Consider the following 22,891-nt stretch of genomic DNA (forward strand, 5'->3'; position numbering starts at 1 on the left):
AGGAATTTTTTAGTAACTAAATATCCACTAGTCAGTTCTAAAATAGTTTTTTAAAGCTACTTACTGGTGCGATTGGGTAGCTTAGGTTGCTATAATCCAGAACGACTAAGATTAATGTAAAGAAACTTTGCGGCAAGTTACTTTTTTAGTGACTTGGTAGAGGGTTTTGTTTTGTTTTTCAGGTTTTCATGACTACATCAATAATCAAGACGCAAGAAATAGGTACAGACCTTAGTACTTCCCAATTGAAGCTAAAAGATATTATCAAAACTCTGCCACGGGAATGTTTTCAGCAGAATCGTCGCAAAGCTTGGACACAAGTTTTCATCAGTGTTTTGATGGTGGGGTTAGGCTGCTATAGCTTGACTATTTCGCCCTGGTTTCTCTTACCTATTACCTGGATTTTTACAGGGACAGCTTTAACAGGTTTTTTTGTTATTGGTCATGATTGTGGCCATCGTTCATTTGCCAAACGTCGTTGGGTAAATGATTTGGTGGGACATATATTTATGATGCCGTTGATATATCCCTTTCATAGCTGGCGAATTAAGCATAACCATCATCATAAACATACTAACAAGTTAGATGAGGATAATGCTTGGCATCCCATCAGACCAGAAGTTTTCGCCGGTTGGGATAAAACTCGCCAATCTGCTTTTGAGTTATTTATGCGGAAACGCTTCTGGTGGGTAGGTTCTGTTGGACATTGGGCTGTTGTGCATTTCGACTGGCGCAAATTTAAAGCTAAAGACCAAGGCAGTATTAAACTTTCTGTTGCTGTAGTCGTAGTTTTTGCCGCAGTTGTTTTTCCTATTCTCATTGCTACAACTGGTATTTGGGGATTCGTGAAATTTTGGCTGATGCCTTGGTTGGTCTATCATTTCTGGATGAGTACCTTCACAATTGTTCACCACACTTACCCAGATGTTCCCTTTGAGAAAGAACATAAGTGGAACGAAGCAATGGCACAGCTATTCGGCACTATTCATTGTGATTATCCTCGCTGGATAGAAGTCTTTTGCCACGATATTAACGTCCACGTACCTCATCACCTTTCCACCGCCATTCCTTCCTATAATTTGCGACTGGCTTACAAAAGCATCAAAGAAAATTGGCAGCCTTATCTACATGATGAATTGCAGTTTTCTTGGTCTTTAATGAAGCAAATTACAGACCAATGTCAACTTTATGTAACTGATGTTGGTTATCAGACTTTTAACAAATACTACGCAGATAAATAAGTAGCCTCGCTCATAGCAAGTCTAAGCTTTAAAACTCAAGAGAGTAATTATTTTTCTGCGAATTAAACAGATTCTGGCAATTATTTTCTTGCTGAATTATTGCTCAATTAATTGCCAGAATTTATTTTATTTTCTGTGCTAATATCACAGGCATCAAAGAGGTGAATTAAAATTCCCTCCAACAAAGTCCGATTTATATCCACAACAGAATCCAGTGCAAACTACCGCATCTTTCGACAATTCTCGTGTCTTTGAATCATCTGAAGAAATAACTCAATTGCCATTTAATCTTCAGGATTTAAAATCTGCTATTCCGGCTGAATGTTTTCAACCAAATATTAGTAAATCACTGTTTTATTTTTTTCGTGACATCTTGATTATCAGTCTGCTTTATGCAGTCGCTCATCACCTGGATTCTTGGTTTTTTTGGCCTGTTTTTTGGTTAATGCAAGGAACAATGTTTTGGGCTTTGTTTGTAGTTGGACATGACTGCGGACATCAATCTTTTTCTAAGCATAAATGGCTGAATGATTTGATTGGATATCTGTCGCATACACCAATATTAGTGCCTTATCACGGTTGGAGAATTAGTCACAGAACTCACCACAAAAATACTGGCAATATCGATAATGATGAAAGCTGGTATCCTGTCACAGAATCGCAGTATAAAGAGATGCCTCTGGCACAAAAGATAGGTCGATATTATGTATTTTTATTGGCTTATCCAGTGTATTTATTTAAGCGTTCCCCAAATAAAGAAGGCTCTCACTTTTCACCGAATAGCCCACTTTTTAAGCCATCAGAGAAATGGGATATTATTACTAGTACCATACTCTGGATTGGTATGGTAGGATTGTTGGGTTTCCTCACTTATCAATGGGGTTGGATGTGGTTGCTGAAATACTACGCTGCACCTTACATTGTGTTCGTGATGTGGTTAGATTTAGTGACATTTCTACATCACACAGAACCCGAACTTCCTTGGTATCGTGGTGAAGATTGGACTTTCCTTAAAGGTGCGATTTCTAGTATTGACCGCAATTATGGGTTGATAAATCACATTCATCACGATATTGGTACTCACGTTGCACACCACATCTTTTTGAATATTCCTCACTACAATTTGTTGAAGGCGACTGAGGCGATTAAACCTGTGATGGGTGAGTATTATCACAAGTCTGAGAAGCCAATTTGGCAGTCTTTGTGGCGTTCTTGCGTTAGCTGTCATTTTGTACCAGATGTTGGCGGGAAGGTTTATTACACATCTAACAATGAGTTAGCTAAAGACTAATTCCAGTTGAAATTTATAAATATCTTTGTAGGGACATACTAATACTATGTCCCTAATTTTTTATTTTGGTAAGCTTTGAACTTGCAACAAATCTAATTCGCGTTCAAAAATTTCATCAATTGGTAACATTTGACCATTGCTAGTCATAAATTTATGGTCTTTTGTCGCCCGAATTACGGAACCGTCCTCTAAGCAATACTCAAATACTTCCTGTTGTCCTCGATTATGCCACTGAGCGATCGCCTGTGTATACACATGACCATGACTATCAACGCTGAATACGCTGCATTCAAGTTGTTTTTCGACAATTTCGCCAATGGGTATCAAGCCATATTCTACCGTCAAAACTTGTGTGTCATAGCTGAGGCAATATTCGGCGAACTTCAACATGTCTTCAAATAGCTTTTCGGCTACTTGCTTTTTCACACCGTTTTTTGTTGAACCATCAATAAATTTTTCCTGCTGCTTCTGCATTTCCGAGACTTTCTTTTTCCCCATCGCTCGGCGCAGCAAGTCAGCTTGTCCTAAAGAATAACCAGCCATATCTTGAGCAATTTTCATGATTTGCTCTTGATAGACCATGATGCCGTAGGTTTCATTTAATATTGGTTCTAAAATCTGACTTTCATAGTCAATATTTTCTCGTCCATGTTTGCGGTTAATAAATTTAGGAATCAAACCCGCATCTAAAGGGCCTGGTCGATAAAGTGCCAAAATAGAAGATATATCTTCGATGTTAGAGGGCTTCAAATCTCGGACTATCTGCTTCATCCCCGATGATTCTAATTGGAATATGCCTTCTAATTCTCCAGATTCTAAAAGTTCATAAGTTTTCTGCACATCTTTGGGTAGAGTTTTATGTTCTCCCTTAGCTAAAATCTTTTGCGCCTTTCTTTCTTGATTAGTTATCTCGTAAGGGTCAATTTTATAACCATTGCTTTGCTCAATCAAATCAATGGTTTTTTGAATCATCGTCAGGTTTCTTAAACCTAAGAAGTCCATTTTTAATAAACCCATCGATTCCAAATCTTCCATGAAATATTGGGTAATAACTGAACCGTCATTATTTCTTTGTAGGGGAACAATTTCATCAAGAGGGTCAGCAGAAATTACCACTCCGGCTGCATGGACACCGAAAGTTTTGTTAGTTCCTTCAATCCGCATTGCCATATCAATCCAATGGCGAACTTTCGGGTCATTATCATATTTTTCTTTAAACTCTGGTTCAGGAGTTTCATCAGAAATCATTACCTTGAGTTTTGTTGGTTTACCCCGCACCACCGGAATTAATTTCGCCATTTTGTCTGATTCCCCATAGGGAATATTTAATACTCTGGCGACATCTTTTAATACAGCTTTAGAAGTTAAACGGTTAAATGTAATAATTTGGGCAACTCTATCTGTGCCGTATTTTTCTGTTACGTAATCAATAACTTTATCACGTTGTTCAATACAAAAATCCGTATCAATATCAGGCATGGATTTACGTTCTGGATTCAAGAATCGCTCAAATAGTAATCCATGATGTACGGGGTCAATGTTGGTAATTCCCATTGTGTAGGCTACCAAAGAACCAGCCGCTGAACCTCGACCTGGCCCCACAGGAATATTATTATCCCTAGCAAATTTGATGTAGTCCCACACAACTAAAAAGTAGGTAGAAAAACCCATTTGCTGGAGCATTTTTAGTTCATATTCCAATCGCTCTTTATAGACTAAATCAACTTCACTACGAGATTTTCTGTTTAATTTTTCTAAAAGTCCGTTCCAAGCAACTTCTTCGACGTAAGTATCAGCAGTGTGACCGGAAGGAATCGGGAAATTAGGAATCTGAGGCTCACCCATAATTTGGTAAGGCTCAACTTTATCAGCAACTTCTTCTGTGGTAGCTATAGCTTCAGTAATTACATCTTCGGGTAAATGATCACGAAATAGCAGTCTCATTTCGTCAGCAGATTTGAGATATTCTGTACCGCTATAACGCATTCTGTTTTCTTCAACAATTAGCTTACCTGTTTGGATACAAAGCAAAGCGTCATGGGCTTCAACGTCAAAACAGGAAACAAAATGAGAGTCGTTAGTAGCAATAAATTTTATACCTAACTCGCGCGCAATTTTGACAATTTCGACGTTAACAATTCGGTCTTCTTGAGAGCCGTGGTCTTGAATTTCTAAATAAAAATCATCACCAAATACATCTTTATACCACTGGGCTACTTTTCTAGCGGCATCTGGTCTATTACTCAGAATTGCTTGGGGAATTTCGCCGCCTAAACATGCGCTAGTGACAATCAAACCTTCATGATATTCTTTGAGTAATTCTTTATTGATGCAAGGACGAGAAAAAATACCTTTACCTTGTACACCTTGGAGGTGAGAAATAGTAGTTAATTTAACTAAATGTTTATATCCTTGATTATTTTTAGCTAGAACAACTTGATGATATTTGGGACGACGTTCTTGTTTTGCAATATCGCCGTTAATGATATACATTTCATTGCCAATAATTGGCTTAACATTTTTGCTGCGACAAATTTTCAGTAGTTCCACAGCACCATACATGACACCATGATCGGTAACTGCGATCGCTTTTATCCCAAGTGCGATCGCGCTATCAATCAAATCTGGTAGCTGACTCGCCCCATCCAACAGACTGTAGTCACTGTGAATATGTAAAGGTACGAAAGACATACGACTCAAACCCCAAGCTGATTGTATAACCCTGACGAGCAGAAGCAACGGAATCTTAGATTAGCTTGTTTATGTAAATTTCACTTCCGCAACGGTTGTTTTAATAGTTACATTAGTTCAATTACATCGAACGCAATTTTTAAACCTCATACAGAAAGCCAATTTGAGCGTTTATTTCCTAACACAAACTAAAAATCATAAGTTTTTGAGTAAAAAGCTTATGTAGCAAGGCTTTGCGATTATGATCTGGAGAGAGTGATAAAAGAGGGTTAAGAGACTTGCTTTAAAAGTAGCGATCGCCATTACTTAAGCTGTAAGTATTGATTTAAATGACTTCTAATTTTCTACAATTAAAGTAAAATTGTTGACTGTGCCACTTTATCGGGCGGAATGTATGCTTAAAAACAAATAACCAAAAAGTGGTGGCAATATAGCAGTTTTGCCCAAAAATTACATCTACCCAAAACTTTTCTCCCACATGAGTTCACTATCACCCCGCTCTGACAAAATTTTAGTTGTCGATGATTCACCAGATAACGTATTTTTAATCAAAACCATACTTGAAGAAGAAGGTTATACAGTTAGCACCGCAGAAAACGGTATTGTAGCATTAGCACAATTAGAAGCATCTCCTTGCGACTTAGTATTGCTGGATTTAATGATGCCAGGAATGGACGGCTATGAAGTCACCAAGCACATCCGCGGTGAGATGAACTTGCAGCAATATATCCCAATTCTGTTGATTACGGCTCACGATGCACCAAACGTCGCGCATGGATTAGATTTGGGCGCTGATGATTTTATTCGTAAACCTGTGACAGTGGATGAATTGATGGCAAGAGTGCGATCGCTTTTGCGGTTGAAGCATAGTATGGATGAACGTGATGAAATTGCGCGTCAGCGAGAAGATTTTGTGTCCCGTCTTACCCATGACTTACGTACTCCTCTAGTCGCTGCCGATCGCATGTTAATGCTGTTTGAGCAGGGTGCATTGGGTAACTTATCGCCGCAAATGCAAGAAGCAATTACCATTATGGCTCGTAGCAATACTAACTTGCTGTCAATGGTAAACACCTTATTAGAAGTTTATCGGTTTGAAGCCGGACGCAAAACCCTGGCGTTTCAACCAGTCGATTTAAAGCGGTTAGTCGAAGAAGTAGTTGGCGAACTAACACCCTTAGCACAAGCTAAAGCACTGACTATCACACTGGATTATGCTGAGGATTTAGCAACTAGCACAATCATGGGCGATCGCTTAGAACTACACCGCCTGTTAACTAACCTCATAGGTAATGCGATCAAATTTACTGAATCTGGCTATGTAGCTATTCGCCTCTCACCCGTAAAAGAAATTAACGAAATTTCCTCTTCTGGAGCCTCGTCACCAGCCTCTAGTAATGACTATATTAATATTGTAGTAGTCGATACAGGCTCAGGTATTCCGCCTGAAGAACAAACCACCTTGTTTCAAAGATTTCGTCAAGGTAGCCACAAAAGTTCTGGTAGTGGGTTAGGACTATACCTTTCTCGTCGTATTGTCGAAGCACATCAAGGCCAGATTTTTGTGAATTCTGTATTAAGTAAGGGGAGTGAATTTATTGTGCATTTACCATTTAAACTATGAAAAAATAATTAATGATAAATTATGAGTTATGTATTTTTTTGATTGCCTAACTCATAATTTATTATTTTTTATTCAGATTAATCATCAAAAACTTTTAGAGCCAGGTATTTATAATTATTAGAAATTTTGAAACAAAAATATTATCTTTAAAAAATACATTTTTATATAATAATCATCTCACCCAAGATTTTACTATAGGACTGATATTTGACTTCTGAACAAAACTCAGTACACTTAAACAGTATTATTCTCTACTCACTACCAATACTTTTCGGATAAAGGTTTGGTCATCCTAGATTCAGATCCCCCCGCCTGCGGCGACCCCCTTAAAAAGGGGGTAGAAGAGGGTTATTAGCCCCCTTTTTAAGAGGAGTTGGGGGGATCTGAACGAGATGGAGATATTAACCGAAATGTATTGTACTCACTACTCCCAGAGCTAATTTTAAGAATCAAACCTGATTCCTATATAGGAGAACATAATGATTACCGCTGAATCATCTAATATTACTGAGCTTATTCAGAAGCAACGCCAATTTTTCCAGACTGGCAAAACTAAAGATATTGCCTTCCGAATAGAAAAACTCAAAACCCTCAAGCAAGCGATAATTGATAACGAAAAAGCTATTGTCCAAGCTCTGCACGGGGATTTACATAAACCTGAATTCGAGACTTACGCTACAGAAATTGGTGTTATCAAAGAAATTGATTATGCGATCAAAAATCTTCACTCATGGACTAAACCTAAAAAAGCAGAAGTTTCCTTAGACTTTTTTTCCTACTCGGCTAAAATTTGTTCTGAACCTCTAGGAGTCGTTTTAATTATCGGCCCCTGGAATTATCCCTTTAATTTAATTATTGCACCCTTAGTAGGTGCGATCGCCGCAGGTAATTGCTCAATTCTTAAGCCTTCGGAAATTGCACCCCACACCTCTAGTTTGTTAACCCAGATGATGGGTAAATATTTTGAACCAGAGTTTATTGCTGTAGTTGAAGGTGGTGTAGAAGCCAGTCAAAAGCTTTTAGCAGAAAAGTTCGATCATATCTTTTTTACTGGTGGTACTGCTGTCGGCAAAATTGTCATGACAGCAGCGGCAAAACATCTCACACCAGTTACTTTAGAATTAGGTGGCAAAAGCCCTTGTATTGTTGATGCTGATGTAAATTTAGAACATACAGTCAGACGCATCACTTGGGGGAAATTTATTAATGCTGGACAAACTTGTGTGGCTCCAGACTATCTTTTAGTTGATAAAAAAATTAAACAAGATTTACTGAATGGCTTGAAAAAAAGCCTCACAGAATTTTATGGTGATCATCCGGCTAATAGTCCTGATTATGCCAGAATTATTAGTCAAAAACATTATGAAAGGTTAGCCAATTTCCTCAATCAAGGTAAAGTTATTGCTGGTGGAGAAACAAAACCAGAAGAACGCTACATTGCGCCCACAATAATTGATCAAGTTTCTCTAACAGATCCTGTGATGGAAGAAGAAATTTTTGGCCCAATTTTACCTGTAATTGAGTATACAGATATTACAGAAGCGATCGCCTTAATTAATTCCAAACCAAAACCCTTAGCTTTATACCTATTCACCCAAAACAAAAACCTGCAACAGCGAGTTTTACAAGAAACTTCCTCTGGTGGTGTATGTATCAACGACACAGTAATGCACGTTGGGGTTTCATCTTTACCCTTTGGTGGTGTAGGTGATAGCGGCATTGGCAGCTATCATGGTAAAGCTGGCTTTGACACTTTTTCCCACCATAAAAGTGTACTACGCAACTCATTCTGGTTGGATTTGAAATGGCGTTACGCTCCATATAAAGATAAATTATCCTTCCTCAAGCGACTAATTGGGTAAAAAATGTAGAGACGTTGCATTGCAACTTCTCTACAAATATCTAAAACCCAAAACCACTGCCATAACGCTCTTCAGCCCAAGGCTCACCTCGGCGATGATAGCCGTTGCGCTCCCAAAAACCTAGTTCTTCTTGATTGAGAAATTCCAAACCATTAATCCACTTGGCACTTTTCCAGGCGTAGAGGTGGGGTACAACTAACCGCATTGGGCCACCGTGTTCTGCGGGTAATGGCTCTCCAAATAATTGAAAAGCAAAGAAATTTTCTTCCCGTACAAAGTCTTCGATTGTGATATTTGTGGTGTAGCCGCCATAGCAATGTTCCATTACATGGGCTACTTGTGGCTCTACCTCAATCAAATTCATGAGGTCTGTCACCTTAACGCCAGTCCACTTGACATCCAGTTTCGACCAGCGCGTGACACAGTGGAAATCTGCTGTAAATTCGTGCTGTGGTAGCGCCAGAAAATCTGACCAAGTGAAGATAGCCGATTTGGCCAAACCCCAAACGCGAAATTCCCAGCCTTCTATACTAACTTGGGGTGTTGCACCATAGGTTAATACAGGGAAACCCTTTGCTAGGTGTTGTCCTGGAGGGACACGTTCTCCCTGTTCTTGATCTGGTTTACGAAAAAATTTTCCTAACATACTCTCAGTAAAATCAGTTTATTTGAGATACTGGGCTATTTTGAGATGACTTTTAAACCGTATCCTAACTGTGCTAGAGAGCCTGAGCATCAACAACTAGACTCAGGAAGAAAAGGAATATTAATTTTGCTGAACACCTAATCATTAGGATATCCAGATCCGTTACTGTTGATTATGATTATCTGATCATCAGTCATGGGTAAGAGGTAATGGATAATGGATTTTTCTGATTATTCATTACCGATTTTTTATTTACCCACTACGTATGACTGTTAATTGATTCAGGCAATCTAGGAAAAACTTTTGAAAAATCGTTAAAAAGCCTGAGCGGTGACTTTTACCGCTCAAATCTTCGGTGATGCTATTATTTTTCCCTAATGGGAAATTATTATTCTTCGTCCTCGTCTTCAGCGGTAGGATATACAAATGTAGAACGTCCAGTCAAAATTGACTTGCCAAGAGAGAGAGCTTTTTGAGCTTCAACAACAGCTTTGTGTCTCCAGGTAGCTCGACGTTTATCTCGTTTAGATTTGGAAGTTTTCTTCTTAGGAACAGCCATAGTAGCGGATATCGCAATTTTTGACAACCTTTTTATTCTAAGCCATCTATTGGCATCTGTAATGGTATTCCCATTGCAAATATTCAGAATGCCGAGAAGTGCTGAGGGCAAAAGTATTATGGTGTGACATCTGACGGCGCAACCGTATTAATTGGAGCCACGGGAACGGGGTTGGTTGGTGTTTTTTCAAAAAATAAGAGCGATCGCGCCATTTTAAAATAAGTTGCCCAACGTTGAGCATCAGGACGAGAACGCCATTGGGGACGACTGACTTCTAAGGACAAAATTGGCGCGATCGCACCGTAACTTTGTACGGAAACGATAATTGATACATCTGTAGCTAATATATCTTGATCAAAACTGCGTTGCGCGGCGGCTCTAGCCGTTGCTTCGGCCCTGTGCAGTGTAGTTTCATAGTTTTCATCTGGTAATCTGTCAATAATTAGGTCAACTCTAGCAGTGTAAGCTCTGACTATCTGTGGTGTGATTGTTTCTACCACAATCCATGCAGGTACAGTAGAGAAGAGCAAAAGTATTAATGGAAATCTCCGGATTTTTTTGGCAATTTGGCTAATAAATAAACAAGGAATGATCGATGATAGTTGATAAGCAACATTCCTGGTCATAATCTTAAAGCTCCTGACTATTCATGGCCTGTAATTGAAATTGTCTGAGAATTTTTACTGAAATTAAAGGCAATAAAAATTACTTAGTTTTTTGGGTTCAGCAAGAATCCCATAGACTATAAGACATAGGTTAGCTTTGTTTTTTCAGCAAAGCCAACCGCAATTTTAGGCAAGTCAACCACAACCTACAAAGAGCGGGATGGCAAATTACTGGGCGATCGCGATCGGCATAAATCAATATCAATTTTTTCAACCTTTACGTTGCGCCCAAGCTGATGCCGAGGCGCTAAAAAACTTTTTGGTTCAAGAAGCGGACTTTACACCCCAACGCTGTCTATTAATGACAGACACTTCGCCACCAATTGGTGATAGATCAACTTATCCGACAAAAGAAAATATTCTGCTGTTGCTGGAAGATTTGGCGGCAGCATGTTGGCAACCAGAAGACCATGTATGGTTTTTCTTTAGCGGTTATGGTGTCAACTACGCAGGACAAGACTACCTGATGCCTGTGGAAGGGAATCCACAATTGGTTCAAGAAACTGCCATAGAAGTGCGATCGCTAATGCAAAGCCTGCAAGTAGCTGAAGTAAATGTTTTGGTCTTGCTGGATATTAACCGCGCTTCTAGTACCCAAGCAGACGCAACCGTCGGGCAAGAAACCATTGAACTAGCAAAAGAATTACAACTGGCAACTATTCTTTCTTGTGAACCAGAGCAATTTTCTCGTGAAAGTAGTGAGCTAGGTTACGGATTTTTTACGGCTGCATTGTTAGCAGCTTTGCGTTCTGGTCATGGCAGCAATTTGGCAGACTTAAACAGCTACTTAAGTGATTTTACACCGGAATTATGTCAACACTATTGGCGGCCTACACAAAACCCAGTAGCGATCGTACCATCTGATCCCCCTGCCATCTTGCCCCATCAAGAGGTGAATCACCCCACTACAGCAGTCCCCAGTACGCTAGAACCAACTGAAACCCCACCCCATGAATTAGGCGAAGAAGAAGGAAGTATTTTTCCAGAGGAAAACTTTGTTGTGGCTTTGGCGGCTCCCCCCTTAGCGCCAACGTCACCCAAAAATACAGCTAAGTCTCCTCAAATCCCTACATGGGGAGAATCCCCAGCCTTACAGTCTTTTATTGGTGAGCGATCCCCGCAGTTGAAGTCGCCAAATTTCACCTTGGGAGAAGAACAACAATTCTCTCAGTCACCAGACTTAGTAGCCAAAGAACAGTATTTCAACCAGCAACCTCAAGAAACAGGTTTGGGAGGTAGGTTCATTCCCGATGTTCCTCAACCCTACATTTCTCGTTTACCTGAAAAAAAGACAACCTCATTGTGGCAACAGTTTGTCTTTTGGAGCGGAGGAACGATGTTGGTAGTAGCTTTAGTGACAGTAGTTTTTCTCCGCAATCAAGAAAAATTTGTTGCAGGTCGAGAGATATTGTCAGCCTCACCTGATGATCGGTCTGAGGAATCTGAGTTAATTTCAGCCAAAAATCAATCTAATGCCCAAATAGCCTCTCATTCTGAGTCAAAAAAGCGAAATCAAGCGGTATTAGACCTAGCGAAAATGTCTCTCAGACAAACTCAAGCCAGCGACCTCAGTTTAGCGATCGCTACGGCGCGGAAGATTCAGCCAGGGGAACCGCTTTACGAACAAGCGCAGGAAAATATTAATATTTGGAGCAATATGATCCTTAATTTAGCTGAGGGTCGTGCCAAGCAAAGACAATATACCAACGCCATTGCGGCGGCACAGTTAATCAGCAAGGAAGGCTCACTCTATCCCCAAGCACAAGCAGCTATTAAGCAGTGGCGACAAGAAGCCAAGCAATATCTTGCTAACAAAACTTTGCTAGATGCAGCTAATGGCTTAATTAAGCCAGGACAAGCATCTACTTATAATCGTGCTATTGAAGTTGCCAAGCGAGTCCCCCAAGGTCAACCAGGATTTGATTTGGCACAAAAATCAATGAATAAATGGAGCGAAAAGATTTTAGACTTGGCGAAAAGCCGTGCTGCGGAAGGTGATCCCCAAGCTGCGATCGCAGCCGCAACTTTAGTTCCAGAGGTCACATCTGTTTACGAAGATGCTCAAGAAGCCATCCGCAAATGGCAAAAAAAATAGTTATTAGTCAAAAGCCAATAGTCCAGAGTCAAGAGTAATTAGCTTTGACTCTGGATTATTGACCATTGATTTCTTATATAGCTGTAGTCAGATATACAAAGACAGTGTTGATAGCTCAAAGATTTGAAAAACTGGGTTTACACTCAGTATTCTGCTGTATTAGCAGTATTGCGAAACATCTTCACCGCATTCATCAGCTAAATAGCACATGGCGCGGAAACGCAAACTCACTACTTCTTCATATAAAGGGTTGAGTTTGCACATTGGCGGAATGTGTAATACGGTTTTGCCAAATAATTTAACATCACGCTCAAAAGGACATTGAGCCGGGATCATTTTGCACAAACGATGAGCTAATTCGCTATCGCGCACTTGAATGTTGTCTAACCGCCGCCGTAGGGGTTTAAAAATATCAAAGCCTGACTGGGAATTTGGATGGTGCAGCTGGGTTACATGAGTTTTGCTAACCTCTGCCGGACTTATTGAAACCCAGCTTGCAAGAAAAATCTTTTTTGTGGTATTATCGAATACCTTCATGGTTGAGCCTCTGTATTATTGAGGGTATTCACCTTTCTGATGAATATATACAATGTGACGACCACATTTACCGGAAAGATCCTGTTCTGACAAAGATACAATAAGACATTATAGTAATCATTTACGTCAGAACATCTTTGTTACTACGTTAAGTAAATCGCAGTTTTTTCGGAAACGGTAGTGTAATAATCCGATCTTGTTTATAACTTGACACAGTTTAAATTTTAATAAAGACATCTATCGTTGGACGGAATTTGCAGTAATAGTTACAAAACTTAATATAACTATGCTTATCTGTATTTTCCGCAACTATAAACATTAGCTATGGAGAGAAATTTGCAGATAGGCGAATTTTGTAGAGGTACAAAGGCTAATAATTAGATATTCTTCTTACAAATAGCGCCATCAATAAATTCCTTGTCAAGCAACTTGCAGTTTATGGTATCGACAGTCTATCTCCTTTTGATCTACCAAGAACTACCATGACATCGGGAGCGTTAACAATGGTTTTATAGCAGGTGACAGGGAACAGGTGACACTTCGGCATGGTTCGACTGCGCTCACCAGCCGCTCAGTGACCGCAGGTGACAGGGTTAAAAGTCTTTTAGTGCATGAGTTTTATCATTGGCCGATGTCCTAACTGCCTTGGCTACTGCTATACATCCCTCGACAGTATACCAAAATAAATCTCCGGTAATAAATACAGCAAAGTGCTGTTAGCGGTAGCGAGGCGTAGAGTATAAGCCCAGTTTCTACTCTACGGTAAGTCGTTTTGCGTCTACAAATCTTTGAGCAATCAACGCTGTCCTAACATATGTAACTACATCTGCGGTTAGATTTGCAATACCATAGTTTCGCCCTCAGCTGGATGTAAAATCGGGATGCTGCCAAAATTAGCAGATAGAGAAAGATCTCTGTGGCATGAATATGGGACAATCCCTACCGAAAACAGTACTATTGTTCTACTATAACCATAGTAAAAATAGTATTATTAAGAACTGTTTCATACTGCCTCTCACTATCAGCCTGCCAATATGTCAGATAATAAGTTAGCCGCATCCCTACTCAATGGTCGTCTTCCCGACACCAACCACAATAGCCAAAATACCATTAGGATTCGGGGTGCTAGGCAGCATAATCTGAAAAATATTGACTTGGAATTACCGCGCGATCGCCTGATAGTGTTTACTGGTGTATCAGGTTCGGGTAAGTCTTCCCTGGCGTTTGACACGATTTTTGCTGAAGGTCAACGGCGTTATGTAGAATCTCTCAGCGCTTATGCAAGGCAATTTTTAGGACAGTTAAATAAACCAGATGTTGAAGCGATTGACGGCTTAAGTCCAGCGATTTCCATTGACCAAAAATCTACATCTCATAACCCTCGTTCTACTGTGGGGACGGTGACAGAAATTTACGACTATCTCAGGCTGTTATTTGGTCGGGCTGGTGAACCCCATTGTCCCATATGCGATCGCTGTATTGCTCCCCAAACCATTGATCAGATGGTTGACCGCATCATGGACTTACCAGACCGCACGAAATTTCAAATTCTTGCGCCTGTTGTCCGAGGTAAAAAAGGAACTCACCGCAAGCTGTTATCTAGTCTGGCTTCCCAAGGTTTTGTGCGGGTGCGCGTTGATGGCGATGTGCGCGAACTCTCAGATTCAATTGAATTAGATAAAAATATTACACATACAATTGAAGTTGTAATTGACCGCTTAGTTAAAAAAGACGGACTTCAAGAGCGTTTAGTCGATTCTTTATCTACGTGCCTTAAACAATCTAGTGGTATTGCTAACATTCTTGTGAGTCTAGCTACTGATAGCCAAGAAGCGAAAGAAGAAGAAATCGTATTTTCAGAAAACTTTGCTTGTCCAGAACATGGCGCGGTGATGGAAGAATTATCGCCGCGCTTGTTCTCGTTCAATTCTCCTTATGGTGCATGTCCTCACTGTCATGGCATTGGGACTTTAAGAAGATTTTCGGCGGAATTAGTCATACCTGATTCTGAAGCACCAGTATATGCTGCGATCGCTCCTTGGTCTGAAAAAGATAATTCTTATTATTTGGAATTACTTTACAGTTTAGGTCAGGCGCATGGGTTTGAATTACAAACAAATTGGAGCAAGTTAACAGAAGAACAACAGCAAATTATTTTAAATGGAGAAGATAAAAACCAAGAAACAGCTAAAACCCAATTCAAAGGCGTACTTCCTATATTGCAGAGACAATATGAAGGTGGTTCGGAATTAGTTAAGCAAAAATTAGAGCAATATTTAATTGACCAACCCTGTGAAGTTTGCGGTGGGAAAAGGTTAAAACCGGAAGCATTGGCGGTAAAGTTAGGACAATACGGAATTTTAGATTTAACTGGTGTATCAATTCAAGATTGTCAGGCAAGAATTGATGATTTAAAATTGAGCGATCGCCAGCTACAAATTGCCGATTTAGTCTTGCGAGAAATTAAAGCAAGATTGCAATTTTTGTTAGATGTAGGCTTAAATTATCTCACACTTGACCGTCCCGCCATGACTCTTTCTGGTGGCGAAGCACAACGCATTCGTCTAGCAACACAAATTGGTTCTGGCTTAACAGGAGTTCTCTACGTTTTAGACGAACCAAGTATTGGTTTGCATCAACGAGATAATGGTAGACTACTCAAAACTTTAATTAGATTACGTGATTTAGGTAATACCTTAATTGTGGTTGAGCATGATGAAGAAACTATCCGTGCATCTGACCATTTAGTTGATATTGGCCCCGGTGCAGGAATTCACGGCGGTCATATTATTGCTCAAGGTGATTTACAAGCATTGTTAACAGCAGAAAAATCATTAACGGGTGCATACTTATCAGGAAAAAGAGTAATTCAAACACCAGCAGAACGCCGCGAAGGTAATGGTCGCAGTTTAATAATTAAAAACGCCCATCGCAACAATTTAAGAAATATCAATGTCGAAATTCCTCTGGGTAAACTTGTCGCCGTCACTGGTGTTTCTGGTTCGGGGAAATCTACTTTAATTAACGAATTACTTTACCCATCTTTACAACATCATTTAACAAAAAAAGTTCCTTCACCAAAAGAATTAGAAAAAATTCAGGGATTAAATTCAGTTGATAAAGCCATTGTAATCGACCAATCTCCCATCGGACGCACACCACGCTCTAACCCTGCAACTTACACAGGTGTTTTCGATGTGATTCGCGATGTATTTTCCCAAACTGTCGAAGCCAAGGCTAGAGGTTACAAACCCGGACAATTTTCCTTCAACGTTAAAGGTGGACGTTGCGAAGCTTGCAGTGGACAGGGTGTGAACGTCATTGAAATGAACTTTCTTCCTGATGTTTACGTACAGTGCGAAGTTTGTAAAGGTGCAAGATATAATCGCGACACCTTGCAGGTGAAATACAAAGATAAGTCTATTTCTGATGTTCTCAACATGACTGTTGAGGAGAGTTTAGCGTTTTTCCAAAATATTCCGAAAGCGGTTACACGCTTACAAACTTTATTTGATGTCGGGTTGGGTTACGTTCAACTTGGACAACCCGCAACTACCTTATCTGGTGGTGAAGCACAGCGTGTGAAATTAGCCACAGAATTATCTCGTCGCGCCACAGGAAAGACACTTTATTTAATTGATGAACCCACCACAGGACTATCTTTTTATGATGTGCATAAATTGTTAGATGTCTTGCAAAGACTAGTAGATAAAGGTAATTCGATTTTAGTAATTGAACACAATTTAGATGTAATTCGTTGTGCTGACTGGGTAATAGATTTGGGGCCTGAAGGTGGCGATAAAGGCGGCGAAGTAATTGCGGTTGGAACACCTGAAGATGTGGCGAAGAATCCTCAGTCTTATACTGGGCAATATTTACAGCAAGTGTTACAACAGTATCCAGCGATGAAAGAATAAACTTTAGTAGAAAGATGAACAACTTTAATTAAGGAATTTTAAAGATGATTTTGTTTACTTTACTAATATAAAATTAATTTTAAAAATCACAACGATACAAATCAGAAACAAATAGTAACTTTATAATTTTCAGAAGTCTTGGTTTAAGTTAATTTCACTTCGGATTAAGACATTTTGGTGATACATTCATTGAACCTGGTATTGATGCTTATGAGCAACAGTATAGAAAACGGGTAGTCAATAACCTCAAGAAAAAAGCTTTGATTTTTGGTTTAGGACTCATCCCTATTTCTGACTCAATGCAATGTGTTTCTTAAGAGTTAATTATTTAAATTTAAATCCTCCGTATGGTAATTGATAATCTGTACTCATTCTATCTTCTAAATGGATATTAAAATACATCATAACTTTTCCCTGCCATTTAGTAATATTTGAACTTGGATATTCTACAGTTAACTCCGATTCTTCATTTTTCTTGCGATAAATAACACTAGCAACAGTTTTATCAAACTCATCTGGAAAAAACAGTGTTGGAAGTTTGCTAATTCTTGCAGCAACGTTTTCTATTTTTGCGGAAATATAGTTTGATTCAATCTGTCCTGGTAAATCTATTTTTCGTTTGTATAATTTACTGATTGCATCAACTAAAGAATTCTTAAGATAAAGTCCAACCAGATAAATATGAACGAAGTGATATCGCAAATCATAATTAAGTGAAATGGCTGTATTTTGAGGATGGATTTTTGGGTCAGGGCCAATTTTTCCATCAGCTTGTACACCTTCTATATAGTAACCAGGAATACGTGGATTCCAAGGATAATATCTAACGCTGCTTTCCTTGTGATATGCAAAAAAATTTGAATCTTTAGAATAGATTATAAAACTACGAACTCTACCATGCCCATGCTTAATATGATTAACTATAGGAGCGAGAGAATCTCTATAGGTTTTAATATCTTGTTTAAATTTATTAATAGTAGGATGTTTAACTTCTTCTAACCATTTTTCCACAAATAGAGTTGATGATTGGGATTGCGATGGAGGATAAATAGTTTTAAGAATATGATAGCAGTCATCAATATGAGAAAGTAATGAGTCTAATAATTCTTTCTGAAGCGTCGGAAATTTACTTAAATCATAATTAATATTTCCTTTAACATTTAATAAGGCTGTTTGAACTTTATCTATTTCGTCCAAAATTGGAACAAATGCAGATATAACACGCCCTAAAGACATATTATAAATAGCTAACGGATGGCGCATGTTGTAAGTATTATGATGTAAAGTATCATCAGTTAGCAAATGAAGGTAATTATATATAGTAGGGTTAATATTACCATCTCTAGAGGCTTTATGTGAAATTTTCATAAGCATAAATTTTATAAAATTTAATTTCTCATTTCAATTGCTAACTAGTGCCTTTATATCACAGTATTTTCAGCTATTAACGCAGCATCTAGCTGCGTTTTCATTTGGGCTGATATACGCCCGTTTTCTTGTAAATAAACAATTTCTACAAGGCAAATTGTGGGAATATAAATAACAATCTCACCGCGATCGCATCTTTCAAAAGCCTGGTTAGCAGCAGTGCTGAGGTTTGGACTATCTTCTAAATACCAAATCAAAGCATGGGTATCAGTTACCAAATCAGACATCAAACATCCTCGCGGGGGAAGTTTGACCACATTTGCTGTCTCACTTCAGCAATATCTGATTCTGAGATGTTACTATTTTTCCACAGTCCTCTTAAGGAAGTTCGCGGTTGCGGCTGAATTGTTATCAACTCTTTTTCAATCTGAGGTGCAACTTGTTCAATCAAGCGTATTTTATCTACTAATGAAAGTTGCTTTACCAATGTAAGAGCATCTTCTAGAGTTACTGCTTTCTCCATTTTTTCTAACTTGAGCCATTATCAACAGCTTATCATTCTAGCAAAAAACTTTTCAAACACGCTCTTAGAGTTATTTCCGATTTTCTAGTTGAATTACAGGAATTTCAATTATAAATTCTGTACCTTTCCCTAGTGTTGAGTTGCACGATAATTTTCCACCATGCCTATCTACCACAATTTGGTAACTAATTGATAGACCTAATCCAGTACCCTTACCTACATCTTTAGTAGTAAAGAAAGGGTCAAAAAGTTTGGAAATAACATGTTGAGGAATTCCCATACCATTATCTGATATGTGGATAGCTACTCGGTTATTATCGATGACTTCAGTGTAGATAGAAATTTCTCCTTGTTCACCGATAAAAGCCTCATCCAAAGCATCAATAGCATTGCTCAAAATGTTCATAAATACCTGATTTAGTTGCCCAGGATAACATTCAACTAGAGGTAAATTACCATATTCTTTAATTATTTCGATTTCTGGATGGTCTGGTTTACATTTCAAGCGGTTATGTAAAATCATCAAAGTGCTATCTATACCTTCATGGATATTTACTTGCTTGAATTCGGCTTCGTCTAGACGCGAGAAGTTACGCAATGATAGAACAATTTCACGGATGCGTTGAGTTCCTACTCGCATAGATTGAAGAAGTTTAATTAAGTCTTCTTTGAGGAAATTAAGGTCTATAGCGTCAATTTCAGATTGAATTTCTTCTGGAGGATCGGTAAAATGTTGTTGATAAAGTTCTACTAGTCGTAGTAAGTCTAAGGTATACTCACTGGCAGGAATAAGATTACCATGAATGAAGTTAACTGGGTTATTTATTTCATGAGCAACACCTGCAACCATGTTACCCAGTGAAGACATTTTTTCACTGTGGATAAGTTGGGATTGAGTTCGTTGCAATTCCAATAAAGTTTGTTCCAAGTTTTTGGCTTGTTGTTGTAATTTAATTTCAGCCTGTTTGCGTTCAGTAATATCAGTTGAAACACCTAAGACTTGCTTAACTTTACCGTTAATATTACGAGTAAAGGGTGTTTCTCGACTATATAACCAAGACCATTCACCGGTTGATTTTTTCAGTCGAAATTCAAACTCAAAAATATCGCCATCTTTGGCAGTACGTAATTTTTGTTGATTATGTTTGATTGCCTCTAAATCGTCTGGATGAATAATATTTGGAATTAGGTTTTCTCCCATCTGCTGAACTATTTCGATGGAGTAACCAAGAAGAGTAGAAATTTCATTGTTTGCGTAAACATTGCGTTGTTCTTCTAAATCAAAGATGTAGAGAATATTAGGAGAAGAATCAGCAATGCGTTGAATAAAGTGCTGACTGGCTTGAAGTTCTGCTTCTGCTTGTTTGCGGTCTGTAATATTCAAAGTTGAGCCGACAATTTGATAAACTATACCTTCACTATTTTTCAAGGGATTAAGTGTTGTCAACCACCAAGTTTCTTGACCATCGAAAGTCAAACATTCTTCATAATTAATACTAGTACCAGCCTCTACACAGCTTTGATAGCGCTGAGTCACGACTGCGCCTTCAACCAAACCATGCAATTCTTCTGGAGTTTTATTAAAAATGCTTGCATGATTAATGCCTACGACTTTTTCTAATGCTGAGTTACAACCTGCAAAACGAAACTCACCATTTCCTAGCACATTGACTACAAATACTAATTGAGGAAATCCATCATAAATGGTGCGTAAAAATTGTTCTTGTTCTTGTAATTTAACTTCTGCTTGTTTGCGATCGCGGATATCACGGGTAATAGTTGCCATACACAGAGGCTCACCAGTTTCTTGGTTTTTGATCACAAACATGTTGTAGTCAACTGGGATTGGTTCTTCTGTTTGAAAGTGTCGGAAACGATATTCACCTTGCCATACACCGCGTTCCATCATCTCAGGAATCATGTGCTGCGTTAAGTCTTCTCTGTCTTCAGGATATATATAGTCAGAAACACTGAAATTTTTACCAATTTCTAAATTTTCAATACCAACTAGCTTAAGTCCAGCTTCATTAATAAACAGTGGTTTCCCTTCTAGATCAGCTATACCAATAAAGTCACTGCTATTTTCAATTAGTGAGACAAACATTTGTCGTTCTTTTTCAGCTTGCTTGCGTTCTGTGATGTTAGTTATGGTGACAACTAATTGATAAATTTGGGAGGAACTGTCAAAAAGGGGTGTGACATTGAACAACCACCAAATTTCTTGTTCATTAGCTAAGAAAGATTCCTCAAAAAATAAAGTTTTGCGAGATTGGATACATGTCCTGTAGCGTTGGCGATAATGATGTGCCATCTCAGCAGGTAGCGATTCTGCCATTGTTTTGCCTAACAAAGGTTTCAAAGGTATCAAACTAGCGTTGAGGATGGCAGGATTAAATTTAACGTAACGAAACTCTGTTCCTTCATCCAAAACATCTAAAACATAGATACCGTAGTCTACGCCTTCCCAGATGCTTTGCAAAAACTGTGCTTGTTCTTTGAGTTGTTGCTCGGCTTGTTGCCGTTCACTAATATCAATTAAGCAACCATACCAGATAATTTCGCCTCCCGGTTGGCGCTCCGGTCGAGAAACACCTTGAACCCATTTCTTTTTTCCAGAGGGAGTTCTCACACGCCATTCGTATTTAAGATTTTGCAGAGTTTTGGCAGACTGCATAATTGCAGCTTGCAACCCAGAAGCATCATCAGGGTGGACATAAGCAAATGCAAATGCTGCATCTGCTTTGATTTGTTGTGGTTTTAACCCTAAAACTTCTCGTGAACCAGAGGAAACGAATGGAAAAGACATTGCACCATCTGGATAGAGACAGAATTCATAAAGCATCCCTGGTACGTTATCTGCCAGCTTCTGAAACCGTGCTTCACTCTGGCGTAAAGCTGCGGTGCGTTCCTCTACTTTCGCTTCTAATTCCTCATTCAATTGTTTAAGTGCGGTTTCTGCTACCTTGCGTTCTGTAATATCCAAAAGTACACCACAAAAGATAATCTCCCCTTGCTCATTTTGTGTAGGTGTTGAATCACCTTGCCACCAGCGAATTTCACCATTGGGTTTGATTAAGCGCCCTTCATAATGCCAAGAAATGGGATTTTCCAGTACTTCTACGACTGAGGCTACGTAACTATCAAAATCTTCTGGATGCACACAGGCAAGAAAACAATTAAAATCTTCCATCATTTCGGCTGCTGTGATACCTGCAAGCTGCCAAATAAAATCGCTGATATAGTCAACTATCCAAACACCATTGCGGTTAGTGAACTGAAAAATTGCCCCAAGTAAGTTAGTGGCAATATCTGTTAAACGCCTTTCGCTATTTGCTAAAGCGATTTCTGCTTGTTTGCGATGGGTAATTACTTGACTAAAGATAATGATGCCGCCAACTTCACCAGAATTGTTGTACCAAGGATGTATTTCCCACTTCACCCAATCAATGGTTCCATCGCCACGAGGAAAGACATCTTCTTCGGATTTTTCAATGGCTCCAGCTAGACAGCGTTGGTAAATTTCTCGCCAAGACTGAGAAGTATCTGGGAAAATTTCATAATGAGAGCGACCAATAATTTCTTTATTGCCCAAATTATAATCTTCTCGCCAACGCCGACTTGCTAACAAGTAGTGCATTCGATCATCTAGTATAGCGATCGCCGCAGGCGTATGTTCAATAAACAAATTTATTTGCTCTGGGTTACTTGATGACTGGGTGTGCTGACGCTGGACAACTACCTGACGCAACTGTATTAGTTCTTTTTGCAGAGATTCGTAAGTATCTTTATCTACAGTAATCAGATTGCCGACCATAATTTTGTTGCTTACCCGTTGGGAAAATAAAATGAACTTAAGTTATATATTTCCCAAT

General features: G+C 39.0%; 15 protein-coding genes. 6 read left to right on the forward strand and 9 right to left on the reverse strand.

Annotation, left to right across the window (positions count from 1 at the left end; translation table 11 throughout):
- Positions 1-188: 188 nt before the first annotated feature.
- Together IQ259_RS12435 and IQ259_RS12440 are read left to right on the forward strand one after the other, a co-directional pair.
- On the forward strand, positions 189-1,241 hold the full coding sequence (locus IQ259_RS12435; RefSeq protein ID WP_193885091.1) for a fatty acid desaturase: 1,053 nt from the start codon (positions 189-191) through the stop codon (positions 1,239-1,241).
- Between the two features lie 214 nt (positions 1,242-1,455).
- A complete protein-coding gene (locus tag IQ259_RS12440) occupies positions 1,456-2,532 on the forward strand; it encodes a fatty acid desaturase (RefSeq protein ID WP_193885093.1) in 1,077 nt (358 codons plus the stop codon).
- 60 nt (positions 2,533-2,592) lie between these two features.
- Here the strand turns inward: IQ259_RS12440 and IQ259_RS12445 are convergent, their stop codons facing one another.
- Complete coding sequence (locus IQ259_RS12445; protein WP_193885101.1) at positions 2,593-5,223, reverse strand: DNA polymerase III subunit alpha; 2,631 nt, start codon at positions 5,221-5,223, stop codon at positions 2,593-2,595.
- 478 nt (positions 5,224-5,701) lie between these two features.
- Here IQ259_RS12445 and IQ259_RS12450 point away from each other — a divergent pair, with 478 nt between their 5' ends.
- Both IQ259_RS12450 and IQ259_RS12455 read left to right on the forward strand, forming a co-directional pair.
- Positions 5,702-6,847 (forward strand): hybrid sensor histidine kinase/response regulator, encoded by a 1,146-nt coding sequence (locus tag IQ259_RS12450; RefSeq protein WP_193885103.1) that lies wholly within the window; start codon positions 5,702-5,704, stop codon positions 6,845-6,847.
- 479 nt (positions 6,848-7,326) lie between these two features.
- Positions 7,327-8,709, forward strand: coding sequence for an aldehyde dehydrogenase (locus IQ259_RS12455; RefSeq protein WP_193885105.1), 1,383 nt, complete (start codon positions 7,327-7,329; stop codon positions 8,707-8,709).
- A gap of 40 nt (positions 8,710-8,749) precedes the next feature.
- Here IQ259_RS12455 and IQ259_RS12460 read toward each other — a convergent pair whose 3' ends face one another.
- From IQ259_RS12460 to IQ259_RS12470, 3 genes are all read right to left on the reverse strand, one after another.
- Positions 8,750-9,355: a sulfite oxidase-like oxidoreductase gene (locus IQ259_RS12460; RefSeq protein WP_193885107.1), complete on the reverse strand. Its 606-nt coding sequence runs from the start codon at positions 9,353-9,355 to the stop codon at positions 8,750-8,752.
- A gap of 388 nt (positions 9,356-9,743) precedes the next feature.
- The gene (gene rpmF / locus IQ259_RS12465; protein ID WP_193885109.1) at positions 9,744-9,914 is read right to left on the reverse strand and encodes a 50S ribosomal protein L32; all 171 of its coding nucleotides are present in this window, start codon (positions 9,912-9,914) and stop codon (positions 9,744-9,746) included.
- A gap of 116 nt (positions 9,915-10,030) precedes the next feature.
- A complete protein-coding gene (locus IQ259_RS12470; RefSeq protein ID WP_193885111.1) occupies positions 10,031-10,540 on the reverse strand; it encodes a hypothetical protein in 510 nt (169 codons plus the stop codon).
- A gap of 199 nt (positions 10,541-10,739) precedes the next feature.
- Between IQ259_RS12470 and IQ259_RS12475 the strand changes: the two genes are divergently transcribed.
- Positions 10,740-12,674 (forward strand): caspase family protein, encoded by a 1,935-nt coding sequence (locus IQ259_RS12475; protein WP_193885113.1) that lies wholly within the window; start codon positions 10,740-10,742, stop codon positions 12,672-12,674.
- A gap of 159 nt (positions 12,675-12,833) precedes the next feature.
- Here the strand turns inward: IQ259_RS12475 and IQ259_RS12480 are convergent, their stop codons facing one another.
- Positions 12,834-13,211, reverse strand: coding sequence for a Mo-dependent nitrogenase C-terminal domain-containing protein (locus tag IQ259_RS12480; protein ID WP_193885115.1), 378 nt, complete (start codon positions 13,209-13,211; stop codon positions 12,834-12,836).
- A gap of 1,034 nt (positions 13,212-14,245) precedes the next feature.
- Here IQ259_RS12480 and uvrA point away from each other — a divergent pair.
- Positions 14,246-17,128, forward strand: coding sequence for an excinuclease ABC subunit UvrA (uvrA, locus tag IQ259_RS12485; protein WP_193885117.1), 2,883 nt, complete (start codon positions 14,246-14,248; stop codon positions 17,126-17,128).
- A gap of 324 nt (positions 17,129-17,452) precedes the next feature.
- On the opposite strand, the gene IQ259_RS12490 is transcribed toward uvrA, so the two are convergent.
- From IQ259_RS12490 to IQ259_RS12505, 4 genes are all read right to left on the reverse strand, one after another.
- The gene (locus IQ259_RS12490) at positions 17,453-18,496 is read right to left on the reverse strand and encodes a hypothetical protein (RefSeq protein WP_193885119.1); all 1,044 of its coding nucleotides are present in this window, start codon (positions 18,494-18,496) and stop codon (positions 17,453-17,455) included.
- Between the two features lie 53 nt (positions 18,497-18,549).
- Positions 18,550-18,783, reverse strand: a complete 234-nt coding sequence (locus IQ259_RS12495) for a hypothetical protein (protein ID WP_228014505.1) — start codon at positions 18,781-18,783, stop codon at positions 18,550-18,552.
- Complete coding sequence (locus IQ259_RS12500; RefSeq protein WP_193885121.1) at positions 18,783-19,019, reverse strand: hypothetical protein; 237 nt, start codon at positions 19,017-19,019, stop codon at positions 18,783-18,785. Before IQ259_RS12500 ends, IQ259_RS12495 begins: the two co-directional genes overlap by 1 nt.
- Before the next feature lie 70 nt (positions 19,020-19,089).
- On the reverse strand, positions 19,090-22,833 hold the full coding sequence (locus IQ259_RS12505; protein WP_193885123.1) for a PAS domain S-box protein: 3,744 nt from the start codon (positions 22,831-22,833) through the stop codon (positions 19,090-19,092).
- Between the last annotated feature and the right edge of the window lie 58 nt (positions 22,834-22,891).

The organism is Fortiea sp. LEGE XX443, from assembly GCF_015206815.1.
In the GTDB taxonomy this organism is placed as follows: domain Bacteria; phylum Cyanobacteriota; class Cyanobacteriia; order Cyanobacteriales; family Nostocaceae; genus Nostoc_B.